Consider the following 25114-nt stretch of genomic DNA (forward strand, 5'->3'; position numbering starts at 1 on the left):
TCCCATGAGCCTGAACACTCTTTCCAGCACCCTGCGTCGTCCCGGCAGGCAGCACGGTTTCTCCCTCATCGAACTGATGATCGTGGTGATCGTGCTCGGCATCCTGGCCGCGATTGTCGTTCCGTCGTACCAGCAGTACATCCGCCAGTCGCACCGGGGCGTGGCCAAGGCGGACCTGGTGGAGTACGCACAGCGTGCTGAGCGCTACTACTCGGTGAACAACACCTACTCGGGCTTCGCGCTGCCCAGCAAGGTGTCGCCGCGCGAGGGCGGGACCACACGCTACGCGATCACCTTCGATGGCAAGGCGTCCTCGTTCACGCTGACGGCGACGCCCCAGGGCAACCAGACCAAGGACAGCTGCGGGACGCTGAGCGTGGACCAGGCCAACCGCAAAACGGCCAGCGGCACGGTTTCCGATTGCTGGTAAATCAGGTGTTGATCTTCCTCTGAACGCCCAGTACAATGCGCCTCCCCGCCCGAATAGCTCAGCCGGTTAGAGCACTTGACTGTTAATCAGGGGGTCGTTGGTTCGAGTCCAACTTCGGGCGCCAGATACTGCAAAAGCCGCGAGAAATCGCGGCTTTTGTCTTTTTGGCACGTCAGCAGGGCAGGGTGCGGTCGACGCGCTCGCTGCGGATGCGGCCGCCATTGTTGATGACCAGCCTGCCATGCAGCCGGTTTCCTGCGCAGATGCGTAGCGTCAGATTGGCGCCGGGACTGCGCCCATCAGGCTGGAAGAACAGCAACGGCCGTCCACTGCTGGCCTGGGCGACGATTGCGATGTCGGTCCGGCCCTGGTGGTGGGTCAGGATGTCCTCGGCGGATGCCGGTGTCCCCCGATGCCTGCCGCTGCGATAGATGATCCAGCCGGTGCTCCAGTCGAGTGAGCACTGCTCACCGTCGTCGCTGGCGCACAGCCCGATCAGTTCACGGCGCTTCAGAGCTTCGCTTCGGGCGCTTGAAAGACTGGCATGCAGGGCCAGTTGCAGGGCGTCGGCGCGATGCCGCAACAGCAGCGGATGCAGCGCGGGCCAACCCGCGGCTACCAGGACGGCAAGGACGGCGATCACCACCAGCATCTCGACCAGGTGCATGCCGCTTAGCGCCGAACGATTGGGACGGGGGGTGTGGTGCATGGCTTCAAGCCTCGCGCCCCGGCAGCAGCGCCGCCATCAGGCACCGCCGCGCCAGCCTGCCCGGAAACCCCTCAGCTGGCCGTCACCCCTTGCCCCGTATACTTGTGCTCCCCGGGAACTGGCAACACCATGAGCGACCGTTTCGAACTCGTCTCGCCGTATTCGCCGGCGGGCGACCAGCCTGATGCCATCGCGAAGCTGACCAGCAACTTCGAAGCGGGCATCGCCAAGCAGACCCTGCTGGGCGTCACCGGCTCGGGCAAGACCTACACCATCGCCAACGTCATCCAGAACGTGCAGAAGCCGACGCTGATCATGGCGCCGAACAAGACGCTGGCGGCGCAGCTGTATGGTGAGTTCAAGGCGTTCTTCCCGCACAACGCGGTCGAGTACTTCGTCAGCTACTACGACTACTACCAGCCGGAGGCCTACGTGCCTTCGTCGGACACCTTCATCGAGAAGGACAGTTCGATCAACGAGCACATCGAGCAGATGCGGCTGGCCGCGACCAAGACCCTGCTGTCGCGCCCGGATGCGATCGTGGTGGCCACGGTGTCGGCGATCTATGGCCTGGGTGCGCCCGAGGACTACCTGTCGCTGCGCCTGATCCTGTCCAAGGGCGAGCGCATCGACCAGCGCGACCTGATCAATCACCTGACCCAGCTGCAGTACACGCGCAACGAGTACGAGCTTCAGCGTGGCACGTTCCGCGTGCGTGGCGAAGTGATCGACGTGTTCCCTGCCGAGTCGGACAGCGAAGCGCTGCGCATCGAGCTGTTCGACGGCGAGGTCGAGAAGATCACCCTGTTCGACCCGCTCACCGGTGAGACGATGCGCAACATGCAGCGTTTCACCGTCTACCCCAAGACCCACTACGCCACCACCCGCGAGCGCGTGCTGGCCGCAGTGGAAACCATCAAGGTGGAGTTGAAGGAGCGGCTTGAGCAGTTGTATGCGGAAAACAAGCTGGTCGAGGCGCAGCGCCTGGCTCAGCGCACCCAGTTCGACATCGAGATGATGGCCGAGGTCGGGTTCTGCAACGGCATCGAGAACTATTCCCGGCACCTGACCGGCAAGAATGCCGGCGAGCCGCCCCCGACGCTGTTCGACTACCTGCCGCCGGACGCGCTGCTGGTCATCGACGAATCGCACGTGACCATTCCGCAGATCGGTGCGATGTTCAAGGGCGATCGCTCACGCAAGGAGACCCTGGTCGAGTTCGGCTTCCGCCTTCCGTCGGCACTGGACAACCGACCGCTGCGTTTCGAGGAGTGGGAGGAGCGCTGCCCGCGCGCGATCTACGTGTCCGCCACGCCGGGCCCGTATGAGTACCGCGAGGCCGGCGACGAGATCACCGAGCTGGTGGTGCGCCCGACAGGCCTGATCGATCCGGTGGTGGAGATCCGCCCGGTGGGTACCCAGGTCGACGACCTGATGAGCGAGGCCAACGCGCGCATCAAGGCGGGTGACCGTGTGCTGGTCACCACGCTGACCAAGCGCATGGCCGAGAACCTCACCGAATACCTGACCGAACACGGCATCCGCGTCCGTTACCTGCACTCGGACGTGGACACGGTCGAGCGCGTGGAGATCATCCGCGACCTGCGCCTGGGCAAGTTCGATGTGCTGGTGGGCATCAACCTGCTGCGTGAGGGCCTGGACATGCCGGAGGTGTCGCTGGTGGCGATCCTCGACGCCGACAAGGAAGGCTTCCTGCGCTCCACCGGTTCACTGATCCAGACCATCGGCCGCGCCGCCCGCAATGTGCGCGGCAAGGCGATCCTGTATGCGGACAAGGTGACCCGCTCGATGCAGGCAGCGATCGACGAGACCGACCGCCGCCGCGCCAAGCAGGTCGAGTACAACGAAGAACATGGCATCGTGCCGCGCTCGGTGGCGCGCCCGATCGTCGACGTCCTCGAAGGTGCGCGTTCGGATGCGGCGGAGAAGGAAGCCAAGAAGGGCAAGGGCAAGGGCAGGGCGGGTGTTGCCGAGGACGGAGCCGATTACCGTTCGCTCGGTCCGGCGCAGCTGGCGGCGCGTCTCAAGGCGCTGGAACAGCAGATGTACCAGCACGCCAAGGACCTGGAATTCGAGGATGCCGCACGGGTGCGTGACCAGATCCGGCAGCTGAAGGAAGCGAGTCTGGGCTGAACGCGGCGGTGCGGCATCTTCTTCACAAAAGTGTTGCGCTTCACGGCCGGCATCCGTAATATACGCGGCCTGCACCGACGCAATCGCGGACGTCCAGAAGCAAAAACGGGCGGTTAGCTCAGCGGTAGAGCACTACCTTGACATGGTAGGGGTCACAGGTTCGAACCCTGTACCGCCCACCACGAAGTCTTCGGAAGGGGGCTGTCGTGAACTGAAGAGCCCGGCCCTGGCGCCGGGTTTTTACGTAGCAAGGCCAGCCTTCGGGCGGCAAGAACAAGATGGGCGGTTAGCTCAGCGGTAGAGCACTACCTTGACATGGTAGGGGTCACAGGTTCGAACCCTGTACCGCCCACCACCTGGCTCCCGGCATTGCCGGTGCAGCGGTGGATCACGATGAAAGCCGGCCCTGGGCCGGCTTTTTCGTTTGCGACGGTTGCCGGTGCCCGAGCGTCAGCGCTGGGCAACCCATTCGTCGATGCTGATCATGCGCTGCAGCCGCCAATGGCCGTCCACGCGTTCCCAGACCTGCGCGAAACGAGCTGAGCCGGCCTGATGCTGCTGGCCGCCTGCAGGCAGGCGCTGGTTACCCACGCGCAGCACGCGGTCCTGGCGCAACCGGTACAACTGCAGGGCCGTTGGCTCCGGTGTCTGGTCATGCGCCGGGGGCACGCCTGCATGCCCGGCGTCGGCCTGCAGGATCTGGCTGCGCAGGGAGGCATCCCCGGCGTCGGCATCGCGGCCGAACAGGCCAGCGCACAACAGCAGCAGGGCAAGCATCGGCATGGCACGGTGCTCCGGAGAAGGGAGTCCAGCGTGGCACTGCCCCCTGCGGTGTGAAACCGGTATGCGACGAAAGCCGGTAAAGCGCGCGCCAAGCCGCTGCGGGAAGGATGAATCCGGGCCGGGAAGTGCCGGGCCGCGCTTCAAGGCGGCCCGGCGTGGTGGGCCACTGCGGGGTGGCCCGGTCATGGCCGCGGCGCTGGCTCAGCTCCGCGGCGGGTGAGGCAGGTCAGCGATGCCGACCCCATTTACGGATCCGGTTACAGCGGGTCGCAGCACAGCAGCTGGCCGTGCTTGCCCGCGTTGCCGAACGGGCACTGCGGGTGCGGTTCGCAGCCCGGTGCATATCCGGTCTTGGGCGAGACGGCGAAGGCCTGGCTGGCGCCGAAGGCCATGGCCGCGACAACGACGATACCGGCGACGGACGAAAGCACTTTCTTTCCGATCATGTGTATCTCCTTGGTTGGCGTTGTGGAGTTGCAGTTGCCGAAGGCACGGGAGTGCCGGTTGTGGCGCGAATGCGGTAACAGGGCGCCGCGTCGTGATGCGCGGCATGCGGGATCAGGGCAGCGCCGGCTTCGGTGCGAGCGACGCCACGGCGGCCTGCACGACCTGGGCGTCGAGCTGGCCCACATGCTTGTAGGCAACGCGGCCATCGGCAGCCAGCACCATCAGCATTGGCGTGACGGTGGCACGATAGCGCGTGGACGCAGCGGCTTCGTTGTCGATGGCGATCGGGAAGCGCAGTGCATGCTTGCCGGCGTAGTCCGCCAGCCGGTCGTATGGCGGCAGGCCGACACCGACCAGTTCGCTGTTGCCGCGGGCCGCGGCGATCTGTTGCAGCTGCGGTACCGAGGCCAGGCAGTAGCGGCATGCAGTGGAGAAGAAATAGAGGATCTGCGGAACGTCGCGCGCACCGCCGATATCGACGAAGGTCTGCTGCGTGGTGCGCAGCGCCAGTGCATCCGGGCGACTGCCCAGCTCGAGGCCGTGCGCTTCAAGGCGCATGTCCTGCAGCTGCGTGGCCATCTGCTCGTTGATCTGCCGCAGCTGGCGGTTCTGCCATCCGAGCGCGATGACCAGCACGGACAGCATCAGGGCGACAACAGGGAACAGGACGCGCTTGAGCATCGATCATCCTTGAACGCAGCGTTGGGTCGAACATACCCGAACTGGCGCGCAGGGTGTTAAGCGGATGTTCTCGGCACATCCACCGATGACGCACCTGTACTAGAGTGATGCCCGCGCAGGCATGCGTGCATACCCTCCACCCATCATCAGGATCTTTCACCGATGAGCGATCATGTGCCGGTTTCCAGGCCCAATCCGTTCTTTGAACTGCTGTTCGGCGGCAACATGCTGGAAGGCACGTTCAAGGCAGTAATCTGGGTCGCCCTGTTGTCCGCTGTGCTGGCCTGGACTACGTTCCGCTGAGCGGGTGCGCGGCACTGCAGCATCGCTGCCGATGACCCGAGCTCAGGCGCTGAAGGCCTGGCGCAGGCTACGCAGGGTGGCCTGCCGATGCTCTTTCGCGCTGGCCTCGCCCATCTCCAGTTCCTGCAGGCGCAGCCCGACCAGGGTCATCGACAGCGCGTATCCCCGGGCCGCGTCGGCAACGCGCGACTGGCCGAGCGCGCGGCGTGCAAGCGCGCTCACGTGCGCAAGGTCGGGCATCAGCCCAAGGTAGACGCGCTCGGCGCTGTCCAGATCGGGGGCTCGCAGGATCGCGTGTGCTTCGGAGGTGGGGGAGAGGGAGGCCATGGGGGTCCTTGTCCGTAGCGGGCGCTCGTTCAGAACGAGCGCATCAGGGAAATGAAGGCCGACGACTGTGTGCCGCGTCGTGCCATCGGGCTGTCCTTCACCGCATCGCCGAACCACTGGTTGGCGACGACGCCGGTCGCGCGCCACTTCGTGCCCAGCGGCGTGCTGACGGCGATCTGCAGGCTTGGCGATGTCGTGCTGCCCGGCCGGTAGGCGGCCAGTCCGGAGCGCAGCGCTTCCTCATCGCTGATGCCGTAGTAGTAATCCAGCAAGCGTGCGCTGGAGTGCACCACGCCCACCTTGGGGACCCAGGTGAAGCGGCCGGCCTGGATCGGATAGCTGTAGTGCAGGCGCGATTCGAAACCGCCGCCGTGGCCGGTGATCTCACGCATCACCCCAGCTTCGATGATGCCCCAGTCGGCGCTGTATTCGCCGTTGATGCCGGCCATGGCCGACATCTGCCGGCTGTGCAGGCGGCGCAGCTGCGGATCATTCACGTCATCGGTCTTGAAGCGCAGCGTGTAGGGCGTGAGCGCCGTCGAAAGGCGCAGGCCCTGGCCCTTGTACAGGTACATCCCCAGCGAGCCGGGGCTGGCGAAGAAGCGCTGGCCCTGCCAGGCAATGGACGGAACCACCAGTGGCTTGACGTCGTAGTGCGCATACGCGCCCGAGGTTGCGCCAGCGCTGATGCCGGCCTGCACGCCCGGGTTGCGGTCGGCGGCCTGCGCGAACACCGGCAGGCCGAAGGCAGCGGAGAACAGCAGCGGGCGCAGCAGGGTCGGGGACAGTGACGGCATCGATCAGCGACTTTGCGGGGGATGGCTGCGCATGATGGCGGGGCAACATTGTCAGAACATTGCGTCGGCGCATCCGGCAGGCCGAAGCGGAAAAAGTGGGCGCCAGGCACTATGATCGGCACCGTTTCCGGTAGCCGAGCCCCCGATGCGCATCCTCCTGGTCGAAGACGATCCTGATCTGTCCCGAGCCCTGCAATCGGGACTGGAGCGGCAGGGCGTGGTCGCCGATGTGGTTGGTTGCCTGGCCGAAGCGGCCATCGCGCTGCGCGAACCCGTGCACCAGCTGATGCTGCTCGACCGCCAGTTGCCTGATGGCGACGGCGCTGGCTTCGTTGCCGTTGCGCGGGCCCTGCGCCCGAACCTGGCGGTGATCATGCTGACTGCCAAGGGCACGCTGTCGGACAAGGTCGAGGGCCTGGATGTCGGCGCCGATGACTATCTGGTCAAGCCGGTGGCGATCGAGGAGCTGATGGCGCGCATCCGTGCGGTGTCGCGGCGGCCGTCTGCGATGGTGACACCCAGCCTGCGACTGGGCCGGCTGGAATTCGATTTCGAATCGCTGCAGGCGCAGGTCGACGGCCAGCTGCTGGCGCTGCCGCGCCGGCAGGTGCTGGTGCTGCAGGCGCTGGCGATGCGGCAGGGACGCACCGTCACCCGCAGTGCCTTGGAGGCGGCGGTGTACGGCTTCGATGACGAGATCCAGTCCAATGCACTGGACGCGCATATCTCCAAGCTGCGCAAGGCGCTGCAACAGGCGGGGGCCGGCGTGGAGATCCATGTGATCCGCGGTGTCGGCTACCTGCTGGCGGAGGCCTGAGATGGCACGTCCGATCCGTTCCATCACCCTGGGCCTGGCCTGGCGCCTGTTCCTTGCACAGGCCTTCACCGTGCTGTTCGCAGTGGTCGCGTTGATCCTGACCTGGGGTGACAAGGACACCTGGGGCATGGACATGTTCATGGCCGAAGCAGTGGCCAAGGCAGTGCACAGCGAGGGTGGCCGGCTGGTGCTGGACCAGGCGCGCTGGGAAAAGCTCGATGCCAGTGCAGGCGGCAACCTCTGGTTCGCGGCAGTCGACGACAAGGGTGTCTGGTTGGAGCGCGGCACGATTCCGGCGATCCACGCGCCGCTGCTGGCGCGGTTGCCGACGCTGGGCGCGACCGAACTTGGTTCGCTGGTGCCGCCGTACCTGGATGTGGCGCGGGTGATGATCCGCAACGAAGAGGGGCGCCGCATCACGGTGATGGTCGGTGGCGCTCCAAAGGGCGGGTTGCTGGATGGCGCGCTGATGGTGCTGCGCCTGATCGGCCTATGGTTCTTCCTGCCGTTGATCGTGGTCACGCTGCTGGTAATGCCGACGGTGATCCATCGCGCGATGCGCGGCGTGCGCCGCTCCGCGCAGCAGGCCAAGGAACTGGACATCGGCCAGCCGGGCGCGCGCCTGGATGCGCAGCTGGTGTCGACCGAGGTCGCACCACTGGTGGAAGCGTTCAACGATGCGATCGACAAGGTGCAGCAGGGCTATGCAGCACGCGACAAATTCCTCGCCGATGCCGCGCATGAGCTGCGCGTACCGATCGCGGTGGTGCAGGCACGCCTGTCGCAGCTGCCGCAGGGTGAACTGAAATCGCAGTTGCTGACCGATGTCGCCCGCCTCGGCAACGTGGCCGAGCACCTGCTCGACCTGCAGCGGCTCGACCGCAATGTCGGCGCGCTGCAGCGGCTGGACCTGGCGTTGCTGGTGCGCGAGGCGGCCGCCGATCTGGCACCGCTGGTGGTCGGCGCCGGTTATGGCTTCGAGGTGGATGCGCCGGAGTCGCCCGTGTGGATCCATGGCGACAGCCTGGCGCTGGGGCGGGTGATCGCCAACCTGGTGCACAACGCCATCGTCCATGGTGGCGGGCGCGGCATCATCTGCGTGCGCCTGGATGCACGCGGCCTGCTGGAGGTCAGCGACCAGGGCGCCGGCATTCCGGTCGGTGACCGCGAAGCGATCTTCGAGCCCTTCCACCGCCTGCGTGCAGCCGGCAGCGGCAGTGGCCTGGGCCTGCACCTGGTGAAGGAAATCGTGCAGCACCACGGTGGCTCGGTCAGCGTGGGTGAAGCGGCGGGTGGCGGCGCCAGCTTCAGAGTCAATTTCCACCGCGGTACCGTACGGCGCTGACAGGCACACGGGGAAAGGCCCGATAGGCAGGCTGCCACCTCCAGCGGCAGGCTGGGGGAATGGTTCCCGATCGCTCCGCCCCGGCCCTGTTTGGCTTTGGCTGCGCCGCAGGCCTGGTGCTGGGGGCGCTGGCCTGCGTGCAGATGCCGATGCTGCTGCCGCTGTGGCTGAGCGTGCCGATGGCGGTCGCCGGCGCCAGCAGCTGGCTGCTGCGCTGGCGCGGCCGTGCGTGGGCCGCGACCCTGCTCGGCCTGGCATGGGCAACACTGCACGGGCACTGGGTCCTGCACGGCCAACTTGCACCCGGCGCGCCGCCGCAGGATGTGCAGGTGCGGGGCCGGGTTGCCGACCTTCCGCAGCAGGGGCCCGGCTACACGCGTTTCGTGCTGCATGTCGAAGATGCCGACACGCTGCCATCGCTGCGTGGCAAGCGCCTGCAGGTCACCTGGAACGATCCGTGGCGCGGGCCTCCGCAACGTGGCCCGGGCGCTGGACGCCATGCGGTTCGCGCCGGCGCGTACTGGGAACTGTCGTTGCGCGTGCGGGCGCCGCGTTCACGGATCAATCCCGGTGGCTTCGATGGCGAGCGCCACGCCGTGCTGCGGGGCATCTCCGGCAATGCCTCGGTGCGTGATCCGGCAAGTGCACGCGAGTGGCTGCCGGCGCAGGGCCTGCAGGCCTGGCGGGAACGCAGCAGTGCCGCGATTGCCGTGCAGGTGGCACATCCTGCCGCACGGTTCGTGCAGGCGCTGGCACTGGGCGATACCCGTGGCCTGTCCGATGCCGACTGGGAACACCTGCGCGCGTTGGGCCTGACCCATCTGGTCGCCATTTCCGGTTTCCACGTGGGCGTGGTCGCAGGCTTCGGCGTGCTGCTGTGCCGCCTGTCGTGGTGGCTGTGCCCGCTGCTGGGGCGGTACTGGCCACGGCCGCAGGCCGCCGCATGGGGAGCGGCGCTGGCCGCAGCCACCTATGCGGTGGCGGCGGGGGGGGCACTGCCGACGGTGCGCGCGGCGCTGATGATCGGGCTGGTCGCACTGGCCAGGGCCGGGCGCCGCCCGGTTGGCGCAGGGCAGGGGCTGGCGTTGGCCGCGATGGTGATGCTGCTGCCGGCGCCGCTGTCGGTGCTCTCGGCTGGATTCTGGCTGAGCTTCGGTGGCGTGCTGTGGCTGCTCTGGTGCCTGCCGAGGACGGGGCCGGAGGGTATCGGTGGTGGGCTGCGCGGGTTCCTTGCCGCGCAGGGGGTTGCCAGCCTCGGCCTGCTGCCGCTGTGCGTTGCCTTGTTCGGCGGGACCGCGCGGTTGGGGCCGCTGGTCAATCTGCCGATCATCCCGTGGTGGACAATGCTGGTTGTTCCGCTGTCGCTGCTGGGTACCGCCCTGCACGTGCTGCATGACGGCGCGGGGCGTTGGGCCTGGCGCGCCGCGGCCTGGCTGTTCGAGCTCAGCTGGGAGGCCCTGCAGCCGTTGGCGCTGCATCCGCAGGCGATGTGGTGGCTGGCCGAGGCGCCGCGCTGGGCGGCACCGGTGGCCTTGCTGGGCGTGTTCTGGTGGCTGCTGCCGCGCGGTGCCGGCGGTGGCCTCGCTGGCCTGCTGTTGTGCCTGCCACTGCTGTGGCCGGCACGGCATGCCCCTGCCGAGGGCGAGCTGGAGCTGCTGGTGCACGATGTCGGCCAGGGCACGGCGGTGCTGGTGCGCACGGCCCGGCACGCGCTCTGGTACGACGTTGGGCCGCCGACCGGTGGTGACGGCAACGAGCGGATCCTGATTCCGGCGTTGCGTGCGCTCGGTCAGGGGCCGCCGCAGCAGGCGATGCTCAGCCATGACCACCTGGACCACACCGGCAGCCTGCCCGGCCTGCGCCGGCAGCTGGCCGGGCTGCAACTGCTGGCGCCGCCCGGCAGCGCCATCGCCGGGGCTGCCCCGCGCCAGCAGGGGACGCGCTGGCAGTGGGATGGGGTCGATTTCCAGGTCCTGCATCCCGCGCCGGGCAGCCGGCAAGCCGAAAACGAGGACAGCTGCGTGCTGCGCATTGCCAGCCGCCACGGCGTGGTGCTGCTTCCCGGCGACATTGGTCGCCCGGCCGAGGGGGCGCTGCTGCGGGCGTATCCGCACGCGCTGAAGGCGGACGTGGTACTGGTGCCGCACCACGGCAGCGGTGGCAGCTCCAGTGCGCCGTGGGTTGCGGCGGTGGCGCCGCGGCTGGCGATGGTCTCTGCCGGGCACAGGAACCGCTTCGGCCACCCGCGCCAGGAGGTGGTCCAGCGTTGGCAGGCGCAAGGCGCGGAAGTGCTGGCCACGGCCGACTCCGGGGCGATCCGCGTATGGCTTGGCGCACAAGGCCTGCAGCTGCGTGAACAGCGCATCCATGCATCCCGGTGGTGGGATGCCGCTGGGCGGGCGCGGTCGGCTGCTATCCTATCGCCGATCGAACAAGCGGCCGTTGGGCCGGAGGGTTGAAACGTGTGGGAACTGGTCAAGGCCGGTGGCTGGCCGATGGTGCCGCTGCTGCTGTTGGGCGTACTGGCTTTGGCGATCATCCTGGAGCGTTTCTGGTCCCTTCGGCGGACTGAGGTGCTGCCGCCCGGCCTCGGCCAGGAAGTGCGCAACTGGGCCGCTCGCGGCAAGCTCGACCCGGCCCACCTGCAGACCCTGCGGGCGAACTCGCCGCTGGGGGCGCTGCTGGCTGCCGCATTGGAAGCCCGCAACCGCCCGCGCGACCAGATCCGCGAGCGCATCGAAGACACCGGCCGCCACCTGGTGCATCGCATGGAGCGATTCCTGAACGCACTGGGCACCATTGCCTCGGCGGGCCCGCTGCTGGGCCTGCTCGGCACGGTGATCGGCATGATCCAGATGTTCCTGGGCATCCTCGACCACGGCGTGGGCGACGTGAACCAGCTCGCTGGCGGCATCGGCAAGGCGCTGGTGTGCACCGCCACCGGCATGATCGTGGCGATCCCGGCGCTGATGTTCCATCGCTACTTCAAGGGCCGCATCCACGGCTACGTGGTGGAGATGGAGCAGGAAGCCAGTGCCCTGCTGGATACGCTCGACGGCCGCCCCGGGGTGATGAACCCGGCACCGGCCGCGCGCCAGGCCGGCGCCGCCACGGCGAAGGCCTGATCGATGCGTATCGGCAACGACCGATCCCAGGATGAGCCGCATATCGACCTGGTGCCGCTGATCGACGTCATCCTGGTGCTGATCATCTTCTTCGTGGTCACCACCACCTTCGACGCGCGTTCGACGCTGCAGGTGCAGCTGCCGACCGCAAGCCAGCAGCAGACCAACGAGCCGCCACGCTCGCTCAGCGTGCTGATCAACGCCGAGGGCCGCTACTTCATCAATGACCAGGAAGTGCTGCGCAGCGACGTCGAGTCGGTCAAGCAGACCATCGCCGCCGTGGCCGGCAGCGATCGCGAGCAGACCGTGCTGCTGCGCGCCGACGCGCGCACTCCCTACCAGGCCGTGGTGACCGCGCAGGACGCGCTGGGTCAGCTCGGCTTCCGCCGTATTGCCATTGCAACAGCACCCGAGGTGCGTCCATGAGTTCCAATCACGCGCCGGTGTGGCCGATCTACAAACGCCTGCTGGGGTACACCCGCGCCTACTGGGTGTTCATGGTGGCCGCGGTCATCGCCATGGTGGTCGAAGCCCTGGCGGGCTACCACTTCACCAAGTTGATGGAGCCGCTGGTCAACCGTGGTTTCGTCAACCCGGAACCGCGCATGGCGGTGATCCTGCCGCTGACCATCCTCGGCCTGTTCCTGATGCGCAGCCTCGCCACCTGGGTGAGCGACTATGCGCTGGCCAAGACCGGCCGCAGCGTGGTGCGCGACCTGCGTGAGCAGGTGCTGGCCAAGTACCTGCATCTGCCGTCCTCGCACTTCGATACCGAAGCGACGCCGGTGATGGTCAGCCGCCTGAACTTCGACACCGAACAGGTCACCCAGGCCAGTGCCGACGCACTCAAGACCGTGGTGGCCGACACCCTGACCATCATCGCCATGCTGGCGGTGATGCTGCAGATGAGCGTCAAGGTCACCGTGGCCATGCTGGTGGTGGTGCCGCTGATCGGCGTGATCGTGTCCTACGTGGGCAAGCGCTACCGCCGCATCAGCCGCGGTATCCAGGACGGCATGGGCTCGATGGCGCAGACCGCCGAACAGTCGCTGGCGGCGCAACAGGAAGTGAAGGTGCATGGCACCCAGCAGCATGAAATCTCGCGCTACTCGCGCCTGGCCAACCGCATGCTGTCGCTGAACATGAAGGTGGAAGTCACCCGTGCGGCGGCGTCCAGCGTGGTGCAGTTCCTGGCCGCACTGGCGCTGGCGGTGATCGTCTGGGTATCGACCCGCGAAGCGCTGGCCGGCCGCCTCAACGCCGGCCAGTTCATGGGCCTGATGACCTCGATGATGGCCATCATTCCTTCGCTGCGCCGCCTGACCAGCGTGCAGACCTCGATCTCGCGCGGCGTGGCCGCCGCAGAGCGCCTGTTCGGCATCCTCGACATGCAGGTCGAGCGTGACGAGGGCCGCAACAGCGTGCAGCGCGTACGCGGCGAACTGGCCTTCGACCACGTCATGCTGCGCTACCGCGAGGACAGCGGCATTGCCCTGGACGACATCAGTTTCGTTGCCAAGCCCGGCACGGTCACCGCCATCGTGGGTCGTTCCGGCAGTGGCAAGACCAGCCTGATCCGGCTGGTGCCGCGTTTCTACGAGCCCAGCGGTGGTGTCATCACCCTCGATGGCGTCGCGCTGGATGACTATCCGTTGGCCGACCTGCGTCGCCAGGTGGCGATGGTCGGACAGAAGGTCATGCTGTTCGATGACACCATCGCGGCCAACATCGCCTATGGCATGGAAGCGAGCGAGGAGCAGATCCGTGCGGCGGCCGAAGCAGCCAATGCGTGGGAGTTCATCGCGCGCATGCCGCAGCAGCTGCAGACCCCTGTCGGCGAGAACGGCGCGCTGCTGTCCGGTGGCCAGCGCCAGCGCCTGGCGATCGCCCGCGCGATCCTGCGTGACGCGCCGATCCTGATCCTCGACGAAGCCACCGCCGCGCTGGACAACGAATCCGAGCGACTGGTGCAGGATGCACTGCAGCGCCTGATGCCCGAACGCACCACGCTGGTCATCGCGCACCGCCTGTCGACCATCGAGCATGCCGACCTGGTGCTGGTGATGGACCACGGCCGCATCGTTGAACGGGGCACGCACAAGGAGCTGCTTGCCATGGGTGGCCTGTACCAGCATCTGCACAGCATGCAGTTCCGCGAAAGGCAGGACTGATGGCTGGCAAGGGTACCCAGACCCCGCCGTACTGGTACGACGGCAGCCCGGTTCCGTGGGCGATGCGCCTGCTGGCACCGCTGTATGCCGGCGTCACCGCGTTGCGTCGCCGCGCTTATCGGCGCGGCTGGCGCAAGCGCTACACGCTGCCGGTGCCGGTCATCGTGGTCGGCAACATCACCGCCGGTGGCACCGGCAAGACACCGCTGACCATCGCCCTGGTCGAGCGCCTGCGCGCGGCCGGCTGGAAGCCGGGCGTCGCCAGCCGTGGCTATGGCCGCGAAGACGCCGACAAGCCGCTGTGGGTGCAGGCCGACACGCCAACTGCCAAGGGCGGTGACGAACCGGTGCTGATCGCCTGGAAGACCGGCGTGCCGGTGCGCGTGGACGCTGACCGCGTGGCTGCGGGCAAGGCACTGATCCAGGCCGGCTGCGATGTGATCGTCTGTGATGACGGCCTGCAGCACTACCGGCTGGCGCGCGACATCGAGATCGAAGTGGTCGATGCCCAGCGGCGCTACGGCAACGGCCGGATGATTCCCGCCGGACCGCTGCGCGAGCCGGTCAGCCGGGCCGGCGAATGCGATTTCCGTGTGGTCAATCTGGGCCAGGCCGATGAGGAAACCGCGGCGCAGGCCTGCGGTTTCGGCCAGTGGCCGATGGCCCTGCACATCGACAGTGCGCAGCCGCTGGCCGGTGGCCGCGCGCGCCCGTTGTCGTACTTCAAGGGCCAGCGTGTTCATGCGGTGGCTGGCATCGCCCATCCACAGCGCTTCTTCGACATGCTGCGCGCGCGTGGCATCGGCGTGGTGCCGCATGCCTTCGCCGACCACCAGGCCTACCAGCCGCAGGACCTGTCCTTCGGCAGCCAGCTGCCGGTGCTGATGACCGAGAAAGACGCGGTGAAATGCCGCGCGTTCGGCAACGATTGGCATTACGCGGTGCCGTTGCGTGCCGAGCTGCCTGCCGCGTTCTGGGTGGCGCTGACTGACCGCCTGGACAAGCTGCGACCGAACTGAGTGGCGCGGCGGCGCTTGCATTCACGCGTCGCCGGCCGCACCCCCGTTGTAACGAGCCTGCCGAGTATCGCCCCATGACTGAATTCGTTGTCGCCATTCCGGCCCGCTATGCCGCCTCTCGCCTGCCGGGCAAGCCGCTGCGCCTGCTGGGCGGTGAGCCGCTGGTGCTGCACGTGGCGCGCCGCGCGCTGCAGGCCGGCGCTGGCGAGGTCTGGGTCGCGACCGACGATCAACGCATCGCCGACGCGCTGTCCGGGCTGGCCGAGGTGAAGGTGGCCATGACCGCCACCTCGCATGCCTCCGGTACCGACCGCCTGGCCGAGTGCGCGCGCATCGTCGGCTGGGCCGACGACACCGTAGTGGTCAACCTGCAGGGGGATGAACCGTTCGCGCCGGCTGCGGGAATCCGTGCGGTGGCCCGGGCGCTGGTTGAAGGCAATGCGCCGATGTCGACCCTGGCGACCGCCGTGGAGGATGCAGAAACCCTGTTCGATCCGAACGTGGTCAAGCTGGTGCGCAACGTGCGCAACGAAGCGATGTACTTCAGCCGAGCGCCGATTGCCTGGCACCGCGATGGCTTCGCGCGCAGCCGCGACGTGCTGCCGGAAGGGCATGCCTGGCTGCGCCACATCGGCATCTACGGCTACCGCGCCGGTTTCCTGCAGCAGTTCGCGGCGATGCCCCCGGGCCAGCTGGAGCAGGTCGAATCGCTGGAGCAGCTGCGCGTGCTGGAAGCGGGCCATCCGATCAGCGTGGCGATCTCGCCGGAACCGTTTCCGCCCGGCATCGACACGCCCGAGGACCTCGAGCGCGCCGAAGCACTGCTGCAGACGCTGGTCGCGCGATGAGGCTGCTGGTCGTCTGCCTCGGCAACATCTGCCGTTCGCCGATGGCCGAAGGTGCGCTCCGCGCACGCCTGGACGCTTCACCGCTGGCGGGGCGGGTGCAGGTGGATTCGGCCGGCACCGGCGACTGGCATGTCGGCCAGCCGCCGGACCGGCGCGCGATCGCCTGTGCGGCCGGGCATGGCGTGGACATCGGCGGCCTGCGTGCGCGCCAGCTGCAAGCCGCGGATTTCGACCGTTTCGACTGGATCCTGTGCGCCGACGAGGCGAACCTGCGGGATGCGGGACGCTTGGCTGCACCTGCCCAGCGTGAGCGGTTGGCGCTGTACCTGCCCTGGTCGGGCGGGGAGGGGCGGGTGGCCATCCCGGATCCCTACACCGGCGGCAGCGATCACTTCGAACAGGTCTGGACGCTGGTCGACAATGCTGCAAAACGTGCAGTGGCACGACTGTTGCATGACGCCGACTCCGGCATAATCGGGCCATGAACGTCCAGCCCGTCCCGGACCTGCCCGAGTTCGCCACCTGGCTCAATGCCGCCCCCTGCACCCTGACCGAACTGCGCGGTCGGCCGGTGGCGCTGTTGTTCGTCAACGCCGCTTCTGCCTGGAGCGCGCAGCGCCTGGCCGAGTTCGGTCAATGGCTGTCGCGTCACCCCGGCATGCTGCAGCCGCTGGTGTTGCAGGTCCCCCGTTTCGATTTCGAGCGTGATGCCGGCGCCGCACTGAAACTGCTGCGTCGCCAAGGGCTGTCAATGCCGGTCCTGCTCGATGCCGACTGGGATGGCTGGCGTCGCTTCGGCATCACATCCTGGCCGACCGTGGTGCTGCTGGACGCGCAGGGGCGCGAACAGCAACGGCTGGTCGGGCTGGGTGCTCCGGGAGACCTTGAGCGTGCGTTGAATGCGCTGTGCCACGGCGCGCCGTCGGCTCCGCCGCGCGGCGGTACCGAGCTGCATCCGGAGCCGCGCCAGGCACTGCGTTTCCCGCTGGGCCTGGCGGTCAGCACCGAACGCCTGTACATCGCCGACAGTGGCCATCACCGCATCCTCGAATGCAGCCACGGCGGGCGCATCCTGCGCCAGTTCGGGTTGGGGACGGCCGATTTCATGGACGGCAACCTCGCCGAAGCGGCGTTCCATCGTCCGCAGGCGCTGGTGCTGGAGCGCGACGCGCTCTACGTGGCCGACACCGGCAACCATGCCGTGCGTCGCATCAACCTGCTGACCGGCATCGTCGACACGCTGTGCGGCAATGGCCGCCCCGGCGCGCCGGTGGAGGGCCCGGTCGCGCAGGCGCGGCAGGTCTCGCTGGACCACCCGGTTGGCCTGGCCATCGCGGACAACCAGCTGCACATCGCCATGGCCGGCGACAACCGCATCTGGAGCTACCACCTCGGCCAGCGCAGCCTGCAATGGCGCGCCGGCAGCGGTGCCATCGACGAGCGTGATGGCAGCGGCCACCTGGCCGCGTTCGCACAGCCGACCGCACTGGCCGTGGTGCAGCAGGTGCTGTACGTGGCCGATGCGCTGGGCTCCTCGATCCGCGCACTGCAGCTGCGCGGGGATCTGGTGCAGACGCTGGTCGGGCAGGGCCCCTGGCGTTTCGGTGACGAAGATGGCCCGCGCGCGCAGGCCAGCCTGCAGTTCCCACAGGCGATCGCGCTGAGTCCGGATGCACCGTTGCTGTGGATTGCCGATACCGGCAATGGCCGCCTGCGCACGCTGCGCCTGGGCGGTGGCGAACTGACGACCCAGCCGCTGCCGCGCCGCCTGCATGGCCCGGCCGGTCTGGCCGTGGGTGCCGGTGCGGTGTGGATCGCCGAGACCGATGCCCACGCCATACTGCGATTCGACCCCGAAAGTGGCGTGCTCAGCGAAGTGCCGATCAGCGAATGACCGACGTTCCCGCCCCGGCCTTCGACGGCAAGGCCTTCGCGGCCCAGCTCAGTACCGCCCCCGGTGTGTACCGCATGTACGCTGCCGACGACACGCTGCTGTATGTCGGCAAGGCGCGTGCGCTGCGCAACCGTGTCGGCAGCTATTTCAACGGCAGCCCGAAGAATGCGCGGATCATGTCGATGATCTCGCAGATCGTGCGCATGGACGTGACCGTGACGCGTTCGGAAGCCGAGGCGTTGCTGCTGGAAAACCAGCTGATCAAGTCGCTGTCGCCGCGTTACAACGTCTCACTGCGCGACGACAAAACCTATCCGCATGTGCTGCTGACCCGCGAGGACTGGCCGCGCATCGCCCTGCATCGCGGCCCGCGTGCCATTCCCGGGCGCTATTTCGGGCCGTATCCCGGCGTCACTGCGGTGCGCGAAACGCTGAACCTGATGCACAAGCTGTTCAAGCTGCGCAGCTGCGAGGACAGCGTGTTCCGCAACCGCTCGCGGCCTTGCCTGCAGTACCAGATCGGCCGCTGCAGCGCGCCCTGCGTGGAGCTGGTGGCGCCTGCCGAGTACGCCGAATCGGTGCGCCGCGCCGCGCTGTTCCTGGAAGGCAAGAGCGACGAGCTGACCCGTGAACTGGGCGAGCAGATGCAGGTCGCCAGCGAGGCGCTGGAGTTTGAACAGGCCGCGCGCCTGCGTGACCTGATTTCCTCGCTGCGCAGCATGCAGACCCGCCAGTATGTGGACGGCCGCGCCGCCGATCTGGATGTGCTGTCGGTGGCCATGCAGGGCTCCCAGGCCTGCGTGCTGCTGCTGGCCTTCCGTGATGGACGCAACCTCGGCACCCGCCCGTTCTTCCCACGCACCAATGGTGAAGAAAGCCCGGAAGAAGTGCTGGCGGCGTTCGTCTCGCAGTACTACATCGAGTTCGAGCCGCCGCGCGAGATCCTGCTGGATCGCGAGATTCCGGACGCCGATCTGCTGGTCGCCGCGCTGTCCGCTTCGGCCGAACGCAAGGTGCAGCTGAAGTGGAACGTGCGCGGCGAGCGTGCCGGCTACGTGGAACTGGCCAGCCGCAACGCGCAGCTGACCCTGGCCACTGAACTCAACAGCCGCAACGCGCAGCACGCGCGCAGCGATGCGCTGCGCGACATGCTGGGCCTGGCCGAGCCGGTCAAGCGGGTCGAGTGCTTCGATATCAGCCACACCCTGGGTGAGGCCACCGTGGCCTCATGCGTGGTGTTCGACGCCGCCGGTCCGGTGCGCGCGCAGTACCGCCGATTCAACATCAGCGGCATCGAGCCAGGCGACGACTACGCCGCCATGCGCCAGGCCATCGACCGCCGGTTCCGCCGTGCGGTGGAAGAGCAGGGCGTGCTGCCGGACGTGCTGCTGATCGACGGTGGCGCGGGCCAGTTGGCGCAGGCGCAGGCCGCACTGGCCGATCTGGGGGTGGAGGGCGTGCTGCTGGTGGGCGTGGCCAAGGGTGTGGAGCGACGCGCCGGCCATGAAGCGCTGGTGATGCCTGACGGCCGCGAGCTGCGCCCCGGCGCGGCCAACCCGGCGCTGCAGTTCATCCAGCAGGTGCGCGATGAAGCCCACCGCTTCGCCATCACCGGCCACCGGGGCCGCCGCCAGAAGGCGCGGATGACCAGCAAGCTGGAGGACATCCCCGGCATCGGCCCGCGCCGTCGTGCCAGCCTGCTCAAGCATTTCGGCGGCCTGGTCGGCCTGAAAGCGGCTGGTGAAGCGGAAATCGCCAAGGTGGAAGGCATCAATGACGCCCTCGCGGCACGTATCTACGCTAACCTGCACGGGTTGGCCACGCCTGATGCGGCCGAGTAGAGAGAGAAGCACGCAAGCATGAAGTTGACCCTGCCCACCTGGCTGACGTTGTTGCGGATCGTGATGATCCCGGTGCTGGTGCTGGTGTTCTACCTGCCCTACACCTGGACCAACTTCGCTTCGGCGGCGATCTTCGGCCTGGCCGCGATCACCGACTGGCTCGATGGCTGGATCGCACGCCGTTACCAGCTGGAGTCGGCCTTCGGTGCCTTCCTCGACCCGGTTGCGGACAAGCTGATGGTGGCAGTGGCACTGTTCCTGATCGTGCAGGGCCACCCGACGCCGTGGATGGCGTTCTGGGCGGCGGTCATCGTCGGCCGTGAGATCGCGGTGTCGGCGCTGCGCGAGTGGATGGCTGAGCTGGGCCAGCGTGCCAAGGTGCGTGTGGCGATGATCGGCAAGGTCAAGACCACCGCGCAGATGGTTGCGCTGCTGTGCCTGCTGTATTCGGTGGCCCCGAACGTGCCGGTGGAAGATATCTGGATGGGCTGGCCGGTGTTCCATATTGGCGACTGGACCCTGGCGATTGCCGCGGTGCTGACCCTGTGGTCGGGCCTGCAGTACCTGCATGCCGCCTGGCCGAGCCTGCGCGAAGACGAACGGGCCGCACGCGAGCGCTCGCGGCAGAAGAAGCTGGGCAACTGAGTCCCGGGGACGGAGGCCCTTCCGCAAGGAAGGGCCCTGACCCCATTGATGCGCCTATCCACGCATGGCGTGGATCTACGCGACGCGCTGGACGGATCTACGGTGATGCCCCATCCACGCATGGCGTGGATCTACTGGAAATGCTGCATCCACGGAGGATGCGGAACAATCGGTTTGCGGGGACGCCGTGGTAGATCCACGCCATGCGTGGATACGCGGTGCAAGGCGCCTCGCAGACCCTGAAAAAAAGCGCTTGACGCCATCCTTGGAACAGGTAAAATTTCGCCTCCCAAGCGGGAATAGCTCAGTTGGTAGAGCGCAACCTTGCCAAGGTTGAGGTCGCGAGTTCGAGTCTCGTTTCCCGCTCCAGATTCAAGAAAAGCGCTCCCGGAAGGGGGCGTTTTTCGTTTGCGTACTGTTCGCTTCATCCCCACTTCACCGCCACTCCTTCGCCTCACCACGCGGCAGTTCGAAGCTGCATCTGTGTTCCTCCAGACCGATGCAGCAATGCCCCACACTCCCTCCGCCTACGACCACGACGTAGTCATCGTCGGCGCAAGCTTCGCCGGTGCCGCCTGCGCCTTGGCGGCCGCCCAATACGGCCTGCGCGTCTGCGTGCTGGAACGCAAGGCTGACCCCGGCGAGCGCCTGCACACCACCGGCATCGTGGTGAAAGAGGCGATGGAGCAGACCTGGCTGGGACGCATGCCCGAATGTCTGGTGCGCCGCGTCGCCAACGTACGTCTGTATGCCCCCAATCTGCGCAACGTGTTGCTGGCCGCGCCGGGCTATTACTTCCTCACCACCGATACGCCGAATCTGATGCGCTGGCTGGTCAGCGAGCTGCATGCGAGCGGTGTCGACCTGCGCCTGCAGCAGTCCTTTACCGACGCACATCGCAGCGGTGATGGCTGGCAGGTGGATGGGGCAGGGCGATGCGCCTATCTGGTTGGCGCTGATGGCGCACGCTCACGCGTGGCACAACGCACCGGGCTCGGCCAGGTACGTGACAACCTCTACGGCGTCGAGCGTGAGTTCGCCGGCCTGCAGGTGTCGCAGGGCGACGCGCTGCATTGCTTCGTCAGCAAGCACTACGCGCCGGGCTACATCGGCTGGGTCGCGCAGAATCCGACTGGGCTGCAGGTGGGGTTGGCGCTGCGCCATGACCTGCAACAGGTGCGGTCGCCGAATATCGATGGCTTCCTCGACCACGTGCGCGATGTGGTCGGCATTCCGCCTTCGGCGCGTCCCTCGGCCACCCGCGCAGGGCTGGTGCCCTGCGGCCGGCCGGATGGGCCGTTCACCGGCCAACGCGTGATCCTGACCGGCGACGCGGCAGGCATCGTCTCGCCGCTGTCCGCCGGGGGCATCCACTCCTCGTGGCGGCACGGCTGGGCGGTCGGCGAGGCGATTGCCCGCCATCTGCGTGGGCAAGGGCCGGAAGCGGAACGGGTGGCGCGGCAGGTAGCGCCGGCATTCCATGGCAAGCGTCTGCTGCGCTGGGCGATGGATCATCTGCAGGCCGACTGGCCGCTCAACGCGCTGCTCCACACGGCGCCCACGCGGCGCATCGCCGAGCAGGTCTACTTCCACCGCCGTGGTGTGCGCACGTGAAGAGAGCAGGTGGGGGCGTCTGAACACCGTCCTTCACTCACGTGAAAATTCCTGTTGACGCCGCGCAGCAATATCGACACAATAGCGCTCCTTCGACGCAGGTCGAACGAAATCTGCGGGAATAGCTCAGTTGGTAGAGCGCAACCTTGCCAAGGTTGAGGTCGCGAGTTCGAGTCTCGTTTCCCGCTCCAGATTCAAGAAGAACGCTCCCGGAAGGGGGCGTTTTTCGTTTGTCATGAAGTTGGCCGGCAGGGCCGCTACAGTCGCGCCACGGCATCTTCATGGCGGGCGTGATATCAGTGGCCCGGCGTGACGAATCCGACGTCAGTGTCGCAATCGGAATGGCGGGGCGTATCGGTCGTGGGGATGGCCGCAGGCGCGGGGCTCGGGGAAGGTGGCAACAAGACGCAATGGCCTGGATGTCGCACCAGCGTTCCGTGCGTCGCATGCAGTGAAAGGCTGGCGAAAGGCCAATGCCATCGTTGCCTGAACCGCACGCGTGCTGTGACCTTTTTCGGACCATTTCTCCATGTTCGCTCCACAATCGCACGGTAGCCTTCATGCTCCTTCTACACGTTGGCGGGCTGGTGGTCAGGCGTATCACTCCAGTGGCAGTGCCCAGGACCGGGCGCGGATTTTCCCTGCAGGCAGTGCTGCGCCCCGGCGCGCTGCTGGCAAGCCTGGCCCTGGCGGGCTGCATGTCGGTACCGGTTCCGGACCTGCCTGACCGCACACCCAGCGCCTGGACCCAGGTGCCGCAGGGCCAAGGCGTGGCCGTGGATGCCAGGCAGTGGTGGAAGGTGCTGGCCGACCCGGCGTTGGACGGCCTGGTCGACCACGCCATCGCCGGCAACCTCGACCTGCAGCAGGCCGCGCTACGGCTTCAGGCCGTGCGGATCGTCGCCGGCACCTCGGACTCGCGCTTCCTGCCGGAAATCACGGCCAGCGCCAAGCAGGTACAGGACGCTGCTGCCGTCGATACCTACTTCCATGCCGGTATTGAAGCGATCTGGGACCTGGGCCTGTTCGGTGCCGCCGAGAGCGCGCAGTTGAGTGCACAGGCCTCGGCCGGCAATGCCGAGGCGCTGCGTAGCGCCGCGCAGGTCGCGGTGATTGCCGACGTGGTGCGCAGCTATCTTGACCTCACCGTGGCACAGGCCCAACAGGACCTGCTGGCCCGGCAGCAGACCGTGGACGACCGCGGTGAACAACTGGCCCTGGTGCGCCAGCGCCTGCGCCTGGATGAACCCGGCGAGCTGGACCGCTTGCGTGCGCGCCAGGCGGCGACCCGCGCGGCCGCGGCGCAGGCCCGCGAAAATGCTGACAACGCGGCCCGCGCGCTGGCGTTGCTGCTGGGCCGTGACGGTCCGGATCCAGCCTGGCGCGCGTATCGCACGCCGCCGAAGCTGGGCACGTTCTCGCTGCAGCAGGTTCCTGCGGATCTGCTGCGCCACCGGCCACAGATCCTGCTGGCCGAATCGGAGGTGATGCAGGCCGCGGCCAGCAAGGGTTCCGCGCGTGCAGCTATGTATCCGCGGGTCAGCCTTGGCGGCTCCATCCTGTACGCCTACAACCTTACCCAGAACGCGCGCTCCAATTCCGACTCCAGTCCGTCGATCGGCCCGTACGTCGATATTCCGCTGTGGGACTGGGGCCAGCGCCGCGCGCGGTTCCATGCCGATGAGAAGCAACTGGACGCCGCATTGCTCGGCTACCGCAAGGCCGTGCTGGAAGGCGTTAGCGAAGTGGAAGGTGCGCTGGGCAGTCTGGCGCGGCAGGACAGCAGCATCCAGTCGCTGCGTGCGGCCAATGATGCCGCCAACCAGCAGGTCAAGCGGCAGGCGCGGCAGGTGCAGCTGGGCCTGTCCAGCGAGTTCGATGGGCTGGATACACAGCGTGCCGCGTTGGCCTCGCAGGCCGACCTGATCGGTGCGCAGGGTGCGCGCGTGTTGGCGTTTGCGTCGCTGTACCGCGCCCTTGGCGGCGCACCGCTGCCGGTCGAGGGTGAGGACGTGCCGCAATGATCGCGCTGGCCCGCAAGACCCTGGCCTACGAGTGGCGCCGGTTCCTGCCGGTGGTGCTGGCGATGTGTTTCGCCGGTGTGCTGCTGATCGTGCAGGCCGCACTGGTGCTGGGCATCTTCGGCACCGCCGCGATCTACGTGAAGGCATCCTCGGCCGATATCTGGGCCGGTTTCCCCGGAACCCAGAGCGTCAACTACGGGCATGCGATCAGCGCGGATGTCGAAAGCCACCTGCGCATGGACCCGGATGTCACCCGCGTCGAACCCTACGAGTGGGTGGATGGCGAGTGGCGTTCCAGTGCGCAGGGCACCGGCAATGTGTCGGTGTACCTGTCCGGCATTTCCACCCGCGACGACGCGATGATGTTCGCGCACATCCTGCCGGCCGATCTGCGTGCACAGCTGCGCGAACCGGGCGCCGTGATCGTGGACAGCGCCGACCTGGATACGCTGGGCGTGGACCTGCAGAACAACCGCGCCTGGATCAACGGCAAGGCCGTGCGTGTGGTTGCCGCGCAGCCGGGCCTGCGTGGCCTGGGTGGCGTAAACGTGCTGGCCTCGCTGGACACCGCGCGCGCCATCGCCGGTACCGACCCGCATGAGGGCAGCACCTATTTCGTGGCGGGCCTGCGCTCGCCGGAACTGGCCGATCGCGTGCGTGACCGCCTTGCGGCGTCGATGGGCCAGGCCACACCGGTCGAGTTCTGGACCGCACCGGAATTCGCCAGCCGCTCGCAGCAGTACTGGTTGTTCGATACCGGCGCGGGTATCGCGGTGTTGTTCATGGCGGTCATCGTCTGCTTCGTCGGTGCGGTGATCACCAACCAGTCGTTCGCGTCGGTGGTGGCCGGATCGGTACGTGAGTACGCCACGCTCAATGCACTCGGTGCGGGTCGCTATGCGCTGGCGCGTGTGGTGTTCGAGCAGGCCTTGCTGATCGGCGGCGTGGGCATGTTGCTGGCGGCAGCCTTCAGCACGGTGGTGCTGTTGATCGCGCAGACCCAGCGCGTGCCGGTGCAGCTGACGCCGATGGTGATCCTTGGTTGCGTGGCGCTGGTTGCGGTGATGGCCATGCTGTCGAGCATCATGGCAGTGCGCAGCGTGGTCCGTTCCGATCCATCGTTGCTGCTGCGTTGAGGAC

Annotated in this window: 24 protein-coding genes and 5 tRNA genes; 23 read left to right on the plus strand and 6 right to left on the minus strand. The window is 67.4% G+C overall.

Going from position 1 to position 25114, the window contains the following annotated elements; genetic code table 11:
• Positions 1-4 precede the first annotated feature (4 nt).
• Both ACZK29_RS07405 and ACZK29_RS07410 read left to right on the plus strand, forming a co-directional pair.
• Positions 5-430, plus strand: a complete 426-nt coding sequence (locus tag ACZK29_RS07405) for a type IV pilin protein (RefSeq protein ID WP_111112432.1) — start codon at positions 5-7, stop codon at positions 428-430.
• A gap of 47 nt (positions 431-477) precedes the next feature.
• Positions 478-554 (plus strand) — tRNA-Asn (locus tag ACZK29_RS07410).
• Between the two features lie 48 nt (positions 555-602).
• Here ACZK29_RS07410 and ACZK29_RS07415 read toward each other — a convergent pair.
• Positions 603-1139 (minus strand): GspH/FimT family protein, encoded by a 537-nt coding sequence (locus ACZK29_RS07415; protein WP_478446856.1) that lies wholly within the window; start codon positions 1137-1139, stop codon positions 603-605.
• 129 nt (positions 1140-1268) lie between these two features.
• On the opposite strand from ACZK29_RS07415, the gene uvrB reads away from it, so the two are divergent.
• The 3 genes from uvrB to ACZK29_RS07430 all read left to right on the plus strand — a co-directional run bounded on the left by uvrB (position 1269) and on the right by ACZK29_RS07430 (position 3648).
• Complete coding sequence (gene uvrB, locus ACZK29_RS07420) at positions 1269-3293, plus strand: excinuclease ABC subunit UvrB (protein WP_049432592.1); 2025 nt, start codon at positions 1269-1271, stop codon at positions 3291-3293.
• A gap of 107 nt (positions 3294-3400) precedes the next feature.
• A tRNA-Val gene (locus ACZK29_RS07425) sits at positions 3401-3475 on the plus strand.
• A gap of 98 nt (positions 3476-3573) precedes the next feature.
• Positions 3574-3648, plus strand: a tRNA-Val gene (locus ACZK29_RS07430).
• 95 nt (positions 3649-3743) lie between these two features.
• Here ACZK29_RS07430 and ACZK29_RS07435 read toward each other — a convergent pair.
• From ACZK29_RS07435 to ACZK29_RS07445, 3 genes are all read right to left on the minus strand, one after another.
• Complete coding sequence (locus ACZK29_RS07435; protein WP_005412816.1) at positions 3744-4076, minus strand: hypothetical protein; 333 nt, start codon at positions 4074-4076, stop codon at positions 3744-3746.
• A gap of 257 nt (positions 4077-4333) precedes the next feature.
• Complete coding sequence (locus ACZK29_RS07440) at positions 4334-4522, minus strand: hypothetical protein (RefSeq protein WP_005408865.1); 189 nt, start codon at positions 4520-4522, stop codon at positions 4334-4336.
• Between the two features lie 112 nt (positions 4523-4634).
• Positions 4635-5204 carry a TlpA family protein disulfide reductase gene (locus ACZK29_RS07445; RefSeq protein ID WP_111203397.1) on the minus strand — a complete coding sequence of 190 codons (570 nt, stop codon included), beginning with the start codon at positions 5202-5204 and terminating at the stop codon, positions 4635-4637.
• Between the two features lie 162 nt (positions 5205-5366).
• Between ACZK29_RS07445 and ACZK29_RS07450 the strand changes: the two genes are divergently transcribed.
• Positions 5367-5507 (plus strand): hypothetical protein, encoded by a 141-nt coding sequence (locus ACZK29_RS07450; RefSeq protein ID WP_005408867.1) that lies wholly within the window; start codon positions 5367-5369, stop codon positions 5505-5507.
• Positions 5508-5549: 42 nt separating this feature from the next.
• Here ACZK29_RS07450 and ACZK29_RS07455 read toward each other — a convergent pair whose 3' ends face one another.
• Both ACZK29_RS07455 and ACZK29_RS07460 read right to left on the minus strand, forming a co-directional pair.
• Positions 5550-5834, minus strand: coding sequence for a hypothetical protein (locus tag ACZK29_RS07455; protein WP_459047524.1), 285 nt, complete (start codon positions 5832-5834; stop codon positions 5550-5552).
• A 29-nt stretch (positions 5835-5863) separates the two neighbouring features.
• Positions 5864-6631 (minus strand): MipA/OmpV family protein, encoded by a 768-nt coding sequence (locus ACZK29_RS07460; RefSeq protein ID WP_478446857.1) that lies wholly within the window; start codon positions 6629-6631, stop codon positions 5864-5866.
• Between the two features lie 145 nt (positions 6632-6776).
• Here ACZK29_RS07460 and ACZK29_RS07465 point away from each other — a divergent pair, with 145 nt between their 5' ends.
• The 17 genes from ACZK29_RS07465 to ACZK29_RS07545 all read left to right on the plus strand — a co-directional run bounded on the left by ACZK29_RS07465 (position 6777) and on the right by ACZK29_RS07545 (position 25110).
• The gene (locus tag ACZK29_RS07465; protein WP_033833867.1) at positions 6777-7448 is read left to right on the plus strand and encodes a response regulator transcription factor; all 672 of its coding nucleotides are present in this window, start codon (positions 6777-6779) and stop codon (positions 7446-7448) included.
• Between the two features lies 1 nt (position 7449).
• Positions 7450-8793, plus strand: coding sequence for a sensor histidine kinase (locus tag ACZK29_RS07470; protein ID WP_106549002.1), 1344 nt, complete (start codon positions 7450-7452; stop codon positions 8791-8793).
• Positions 8794-8852: 59 nt separating this feature from the next.
• Positions 8853-11252: a DNA internalization-related competence protein ComEC/Rec2 gene (locus ACZK29_RS07475; RefSeq protein WP_478446858.1), complete on the plus strand. Its 2400-nt coding sequence runs from the start codon at positions 8853-8855 to the stop codon at positions 11250-11252.
• A gap of 3 nt (positions 11253-11255) precedes the next feature.
• On the plus strand, positions 11256-11918 hold the full coding sequence (locus ACZK29_RS07480) for a MotA/TolQ/ExbB proton channel family protein (RefSeq protein WP_049432517.1): 663 nt from the start codon (positions 11256-11258) through the stop codon (positions 11916-11918).
• 3 nt (positions 11919-11921) lie between these two features.
• Complete coding sequence (locus tag ACZK29_RS07485; protein WP_004152323.1) at positions 11922-12344, plus strand: ExbD/TolR family protein; 423 nt, start codon at positions 11922-11924, stop codon at positions 12342-12344.
• Complete coding sequence (gene msbA, locus ACZK29_RS07490) at positions 12341-14089, plus strand: lipid A export permease/ATP-binding protein MsbA (protein WP_099552684.1); 1749 nt, start codon at positions 12341-12343, stop codon at positions 14087-14089. The genes ACZK29_RS07485 and msbA overlap by 4 nt, the downstream gene beginning before the upstream one ends.
• Positions 14089-15108 carry a tetraacyldisaccharide 4'-kinase gene (gene lpxK / locus ACZK29_RS07495; protein ID WP_049432514.1) on the plus strand — a complete coding sequence of 340 codons (1020 nt, stop codon included), beginning with the start codon at positions 14089-14091 and terminating at the stop codon, positions 15106-15108. The genes msbA and lpxK overlap by 1 nt, the downstream gene beginning before the upstream one ends.
• Before the next feature lie 74 nt (positions 15109-15182).
• Positions 15183-15956, plus strand: a complete 774-nt coding sequence (kdsB, locus tag ACZK29_RS07500; RefSeq protein WP_164146657.1) for a 3-deoxy-manno-octulosonate cytidylyltransferase — start codon at positions 15183-15185, stop codon at positions 15954-15956.
• Positions 15953-16441 carry a low molecular weight protein-tyrosine-phosphatase gene (locus ACZK29_RS07505; protein ID WP_111112441.1) on the plus strand — a complete coding sequence of 163 codons (489 nt, stop codon included), beginning with the start codon at positions 15953-15955 and terminating at the stop codon, positions 16439-16441. Before kdsB ends, ACZK29_RS07505 begins: the two co-directional genes overlap by 4 nt.
• Positions 16438-17850 carry a hypothetical protein gene (locus ACZK29_RS07510; RefSeq protein WP_106548996.1) on the plus strand — a complete coding sequence of 471 codons (1413 nt, stop codon included), beginning with the start codon at positions 16438-16440 and terminating at the stop codon, positions 17848-17850. Before ACZK29_RS07505 ends, ACZK29_RS07510 begins: the two co-directional genes overlap by 4 nt.
• Positions 17847-19691, plus strand: a complete 1845-nt coding sequence (uvrC, locus tag ACZK29_RS07515) for an excinuclease ABC subunit UvrC (protein ID WP_106548995.1) — start codon at positions 17847-17849, stop codon at positions 19689-19691. The genes ACZK29_RS07510 and uvrC overlap by 4 nt, the downstream gene beginning before the upstream one ends.
• 18 nt (positions 19692-19709) lie before the next feature.
• Entirely contained in the window at positions 19710-20336 is a 627-nt protein-coding gene (gene pgsA / locus ACZK29_RS07520) for a CDP-diacylglycerol--glycerol-3-phosphate 3-phosphatidyltransferase (protein WP_010486073.1), read from the plus strand.
• Positions 20337-20629: 293 nt separating this feature from the next.
• Positions 20630-20705 (plus strand) — tRNA-Gly (locus ACZK29_RS07525).
• A 138-nt stretch (positions 20706-20843) separates the two neighbouring features.
• On the plus strand, positions 20844-21950 hold the full coding sequence (locus ACZK29_RS07530; RefSeq protein ID WP_111203404.1) for an NAD(P)/FAD-dependent oxidoreductase: 1107 nt from the start codon (positions 20844-20846) through the stop codon (positions 21948-21950).
• 115 nt (positions 21951-22065) lie between these two features.
• Positions 22066-22141: transfer RNA gene (locus ACZK29_RS07535), tRNA-Gly, on the plus strand.
• A 369-nt stretch (positions 22142-22510) separates the two neighbouring features.
• Positions 22511-23974 (plus strand): efflux transporter outer membrane subunit, encoded by a 1464-nt coding sequence (locus ACZK29_RS07540; RefSeq protein ID WP_111203405.1) that lies wholly within the window; start codon positions 22511-22513, stop codon positions 23972-23974.
• Positions 23971-25110, plus strand: coding sequence for an ABC transporter permease (locus ACZK29_RS07545; protein WP_111203406.1), 1140 nt, complete (start codon positions 23971-23973; stop codon positions 25108-25110). The genes ACZK29_RS07540 and ACZK29_RS07545 overlap by 4 nt, the downstream gene beginning before the upstream one ends.
• Positions 25111-25114 lie beyond the last annotated feature (4 nt).

The organism is Stenotrophomonas sp. 89682_Sma (assembly GCF_056481405.1).